The organism is Aeromicrobium sp. PFPM2_SD2 (assembly GCF_057364525.1).
The window spans coordinates 1-4,545 of record NZ_JBNFNZ010000186.1; the positions used below are offsets into that span (position 1 = coordinate 1).

Sequence of the window (4,545 nt, forward strand, 5' to 3'; positions counted from 1 at the left end):
TCGGCGGCCAGCACCTGCAGCCCGGCCTCCTGCAGCCGGGCCAGGACGCTCGCGGTGTCGCGGTCGCGGACGACGGGCAGGTGGAACAGGCTGCCCACCGTGGCGCGGACCGCCTTGGGGTTGTACGGGTCGACCGAGTCACCGGCCAGCACGACGCCGTCGGCGCCCGCGGCGTCGGCGCAGCGGATGACCGCGCCGGCGTTGCCGGGGTCGCGGATCTCCGCGCACACGACGACGAAGCGGACCGGCGTCGACAGCAGGGCGTCCAGGTCGGTCTCGACGAAGCCGCAGCGGGCCACGACGCCCTGCGGCTGCACGGTGTCCCTGAGCGCCTCCACCACGCTCGTCGCCGACGACGTGCCAGGCGACCTGCTCGGCCCGGGCCGCGGAGACCAGGTCGGCGTGGGACGCGGTCGCCGCCTGCGTGGCGTACACCTCGCGGACGACGCGGGCACGCCGAGCGCCTCGCGGACGGCCTGCGGCCCCTCCGCGAGGAACTCGCGCGTCTTCTCCCGGAACGCACGAGTGGCGAGCCGCCGGGCCGTCCTGATCCGTCCGGAGCGGACGGTCAGGGCGTCGGGGCTCGCCATCTCGTGCGGGTCGCGCCGGGCGTCAGGCCGCAGCGGGATCCTTGGGCGCGTTGACGTCCTCGGGCAGGCTGTTCTTGGCCAGCTCGACGAGCGCGGAGAACGCGGCCGGGTCGTTCACGGCCAGGTCGGCCAGGATCTTGCGGTCGACCTCGACACCCGCGGCCTTGATGCCCTGGATGAAGCGGTTGTAGGTCATGCCCTCCGCGCGGACCGCAGCGTTGATGCGCTGGATCCACAGCTTGCGGAAGTCGCCCTTCTTCGCCTTGCGGTCACGGTAGTTGTAGACCAGCGAGTGGGTGACCTGCTCCTTGGCCTTGCGGTACAGGCGCGAGCGCTGGCCGCGGTAGCCCGACGCGCGCTCGAGGGTCTCGCGGCGCTTCTTCTGCGCGTTGACGGAACGCTTGACGCGTGCCATGGGGTGCTCCTTAGTGGTTCAGGGAAAGAGGGTCAGAGGCCGAGCATCTTCTTGACGCGCTTGGTGTCCGCCTTGGCGACGTCCACCGTGCCGTCGAGACGACGCGTGCGCGTGCTGGGCTTGTGCTCCAGCAGGTGTCGCTTGCCGGTCTGCTCGCGACGGAGCTTGCCCGAACCGGTCTTCTTGACGCGCTTCTTCATGCCCGAGTGCGGCTTGAACTTCGGCATCTCATGCCTCCATGTCTGGGTCGAGGTTTTCGGAGCGACGACGGGGCTTCTTCGGCGTCGCAGTGGACTTCTGGGCTTCGCGGTGCGCCTTCTCGGCGGCTTCCTCGGCCTCGCGCTCGGCGGTCTTGGCAGCGGTCGACTCGGCCTTGGCCGCCTTGACCTCGGCCTGGGCCTCGGACTTCTTCTTGTGCGGGGCCAGGACCATCGTCATGTTGCGTCCGTCCTGGCGGGCGTTGGACTCGATGAAGCCGAGGTCCTCCACGTCGCCGGCGAGGCGCTGCAGCAGCCGGTAGCCCAGCTCGGGGCGGTGCTGCTCGCGACCACGGAACATGATCGTGATCTTGACCTTGTCCCCACCCTTGAGGAACCGCACGACGTGACCCTTCTTGGTGTCGTAGTCGTGCTGGTCGATCTTCGGGCGGAGCTTCATCTCCTTGATGATCGTGTTGGTCTGGTTGCGCCGGGACTCACGGGCCTTCTGGGCGTTCTCGTACTTGAACTTGCCGTAGTCCATCAGGCGGCAGACCGGCGGACGCGCGGTCGCGGCGACCTCGACGAGGTCGAGGTCGGCCTCCGCGGCGAGCCGCAGGGCGTCCTCGATCCGGACGATGCCCACCTGCTCGCCGTTCGGTCCGACCAGACGCACTTCGGGCACACGGATCCGGTCGTTGACGCGCAGCTCGTTGCTGATAGGTGCCTCCAAGGTTCGATCAATAGGCTGGAGGCCCAACAAGAAAGGCCTCCGTCGAAGACGGAGGCCACCAGTGACCAGGACGTCCGAGGGACGCCCTGCACGGGCCGGACCGAGTGCTGCAGGTCCGGCGAGACCCTCCAGCATCGCAGCCGGACAGGTGGGAGGTGGACTCCACTTCAGCGACAAGCGTACCAGCGTGACCCCGAGGGACGAAATCGCCTCCGTTGCACACCCGAAACACGATGCACCCCGGTCCGAAACGTGCGGCGCGCAGCCTGGGGGCATGACGTGGCGCGTGCGAACAACCCTTCCCGACCGGCCCGGCGGCCTCGCCCGGGTCGCGACCGCCTGCGGCGACGCGGGCGTCAACATCGTGGCCATGCAGGTCTTCCCGACCAGCCCCGTGGTGACCGACGAGCTCGTGGTGACCGCCCCGGAGGGCTGGGACGAGCTGCGCCTGGCCGACCTGTTCGAGAAGGCCGGTGGCGAGGACGTCGTCGTCGTGCGGCTGGACGACGCCCGCCTGGGCGACCCGACGACGTCCTGGCTCGACGCGATCCGGCTGGTGCTGGACGAGGGTCGGCCGGTCGACGAGGTGCTCGGCACGCTGCTGGGCACCGAGCCGCCGGACGTGGCCGACTACAGCGGCCACGACGTGCTCGACCTGACCCGGCGCGACGGCACCTCGCTGCGGGTCAGCCGGGCGTTCCCGTTCACCCCGGTCGAGCGGGCGCGCGCCCAGGCGCTGGTCTCGCTGCTCGGCGACGCCGGGGCGGACGTGCCGCTCATCGCCCCTCGGCGCTGGGCGACGCCCCGCTGGTACGCGCGACGACGCTCGCCGACATCGACGCGGTCGCCGCGCTGCACGGGCGGTGCAGCGTCGCCACCCTGTACCGGCGGTACGAGACGCCGCTGCGGATGCCGGTGGCCACGCGCTTCGCCCGCCGGCTGGTGCTGCCCGAGCACGGCCACGGGCTGGCCGTGCAGGTCGGGCTGGACCTCGTCGGCCACGGCGTCCTCGAGCACGGGGACGACGGCTGGACGCTGCAGATGCTCGTCGAGGACGCCTGGCAGGGCCGGGGGCTGGGGACGCTGCTGCTCAAGCACGCCGCCGGCCGGGCCCGGGCGGCCGGGGCCGAGCACCTGACGCTGATCAGCGGACGCGGCAACGACACCCTGCTGCGCACCGTCGGCAACGCCGGGTTCGTCGCCCGCGTGGAGCGGCGCGAGGGGCGCGTCCACGTCACCGTGCCGCTGCGGCACGTGCGTCCGATCGAGGGCTGAGCCTCAGGCGGTGTGCACGGCGCGTCCGGCGACCCACGTGGAGCGGACGCCCACTCCCCCGACCTCGTCCGGCGCCAGCGCGAACGGGTCCGCGTCGAGCACGACCAGGTCGGCCGTGGCGCCCGGTCGCACCACGCCGGCGTCGTCGCGTGGCAGACCCAGGCCGAGCCCGACGTGTACGCCGCCAGCGCCGTCTCCAGCGCCAGCGCCTGGCCGGGCAGGAACGGCTCGGTCCCGGCCGGTCCGGTCTCGCCGAACGCGGTGCGGTTGACGGCGACGTGCACGGCCTCGAGCGGGTTGGGCGTCGAGACCGGCCAGTCGCTGCCGGCCACCAGCGCGCGCCGACGGCGGTGCAGGTCGCCGAACGGGTACTGCCAGGACGCCCGCTCGGCCCGAGGAACGGCAGGGTGAGCTCCACCATCTGCTCGTCCAGGCAGGCCCACAGCATCTGCAGGTTGGCCGCGACGCCCAGCGCGGCGAAGCGCCCGCGGTCGTCGGGGTGGACGACCTGCAGGTGCGCGACGTGGTGGCGCCGGGCGGGGTCGGTGCCGCTGAACGCGTCGAGCGCCTCGCGGACGCCGCGGTCGCCGATCGCGTGGACGTGCACCTGGAACCCCTCGGCGTCCAGCCGGCGCACGTGGCCGGCCAGCGCCTCCGGCGGCACGAACGAGTGCCCGGAGCGGTCGGTGGCGTGGCCGCAGCGGTCCAGGTAGGCGCGCCCATCGCGGCGGTGAAGTTCTCCGCGACCCCGTCCTGCATGATCTTGACGCTCGTGGCCCGGAAGCGTCCGTGGGTGTACGCGGCGCGACGGGCGAGGAGCTCGGGCACCTGCTCCTCGCCGCGGTCGCGGTCCCACCACAGGGCCCCGACGACGTGGGCGGTGAGGTCGCCCTCGCGGGCCGCCCGCAGGTACGTCGGACCCGGGTCGTCCATCCCCGCGTAGGTGCCGACGATGGCGTCCTGCCAGCCCGTGACGCCGAACGCGTGCAGGTAGCGCTGGCCCTCGAGCAGCGCGGCGTAGTACTCGGCCTCGGTCGTCGGCGGGACGAGCCGCGACACGAGGGCCATCGCGCCCTCGTGCAGGGTGCCGGTCGGACGTCCGTCGGCGTCGCGCTCGAACCGGCCGTCGGCCGGGTCCGGGGTGTGCCGGTCGACACCGGCGAGCTCGAGGGCGCGCGTGTTGACCCAGGCGCCGTGGTGGTCGCGGTTGGGCAGGAAGACCGGGGCGGTCGGGCACGACGGCGTCGAGGTCGGCCGCGGTCGGCGTGCCGCCGGGGAACGCAGCCATGGCCCAGCCGCCGCCGAGGATCCAGCGGGCGCCGGGGTGGGCCGTCG

The 4,545-nt window shown here is 72.8% G+C and carries 5 protein-coding genes and 4 pseudogenes; 2 read left to right on the top strand and 7 right to left on the bottom strand.

Annotated features, from left to right (window positions below; genetic code table 11):
* The 5 genes and pseudogenes from AC2W7G_RS09720 to infC all read right to left on the bottom strand — a co-directional run.
* A partial coding sequence (locus tag AC2W7G_RS09720) for a TrmH family RNA methyltransferase (protein ID WP_485868255.1) occupies positions 1-338 on the bottom strand: 338 nt, incomplete at its 3' end.
* A 15-nt stretch (positions 339-353) separates the two neighbouring features.
* Positions 354-590, bottom strand: a pseudogene (locus AC2W7G_RS09725) (hypothetical protein); the annotation flags it as partial.
* A gap of 22 nt (positions 591-612) precedes the next feature.
* Positions 613-1,005 carry a 50S ribosomal protein L20 gene (gene rplT, locus AC2W7G_RS09730; RefSeq protein ID WP_485868251.1) on the bottom strand — a complete coding sequence of 131 codons (393 nt, stop codon included), beginning with the start codon at positions 1,003-1,005 and terminating at the stop codon, positions 613-615.
* 32 nt (positions 1,006-1,037) lie between these two features.
* Positions 1,038-1,232 (bottom strand): 50S ribosomal protein L35, encoded by a 195-nt coding sequence (gene rpmI, locus AC2W7G_RS09735; RefSeq protein WP_485868252.1) that lies wholly within the window; start codon positions 1,230-1,232, stop codon positions 1,038-1,040.
* Position 1,233: 1 nt separating this feature from the next.
* Positions 1,234-1,935, bottom strand: coding sequence for a translation initiation factor IF-3 (gene infC / locus AC2W7G_RS09740; RefSeq protein WP_485868253.1), 702 nt, complete (start codon positions 1,933-1,935; stop codon positions 1,234-1,236).
* Between the two features lie 274 nt (positions 1,936-2,209).
* Between infC and AC2W7G_RS09745 the strand changes: the two are divergent.
* Positions 2,210-2,320, top strand: a pseudogene (locus tag AC2W7G_RS09745) (ACT domain-containing protein); the annotation flags it as partial.
* Between the two features lie 524 nt (positions 2,321-2,844).
* Positions 2,845-3,210: a GNAT family N-acetyltransferase gene (locus AC2W7G_RS09750; protein ID WP_485868254.1), complete on the top strand. Its 366-nt coding sequence runs from the start codon at positions 2,845-2,847 to the stop codon at positions 3,208-3,210.
* Between the two features lie 3 nt (positions 3,211-3,213).
* Here the strand turns inward: AC2W7G_RS09750 and AC2W7G_RS09755 are convergent.
* Together AC2W7G_RS09755 and AC2W7G_RS09760 are read right to left on the bottom strand one after the other, a co-directional pair.
* Positions 3,214-4,069 (bottom strand): annotated as a pseudogene (locus tag AC2W7G_RS09755) (amidohydrolase family protein).
* Positions 3,976-4,494 (bottom strand): annotated as a pseudogene (locus AC2W7G_RS09760) (amidohydrolase family protein); the annotation flags it as partial. The pseudogenes AC2W7G_RS09760 and AC2W7G_RS09755, both read right to left, overlap by 94 nt.
* Positions 4,495-4,545 lie beyond the last annotated feature (51 nt).

What these genes read in the sequence shown, in the direction of transcription:
- rpmI (WP_485868252.1), bottom strand. Translation starts at nt 1,232, where the DNA reads ATGCCGAAGTTCAAGCCGCACTCGGGCATGAAGAAGCGCGTCAAGAAG.
- AC2W7G_RS09750 (WP_485868254.1), top strand. Translation starts at nt 2,845, where the DNA reads ATGCCGGTGGCCACGCGCTTCGCCCGCCGGCTGGTGCTGCCCGAGCAC.
- rplT (WP_485868251.1), bottom strand. Translation starts at nt 1,005, where the DNA reads ATGGCACGCGTCAAGCGTTCCGTCAACGCGCAGAAGAAGCGCCGCGAG.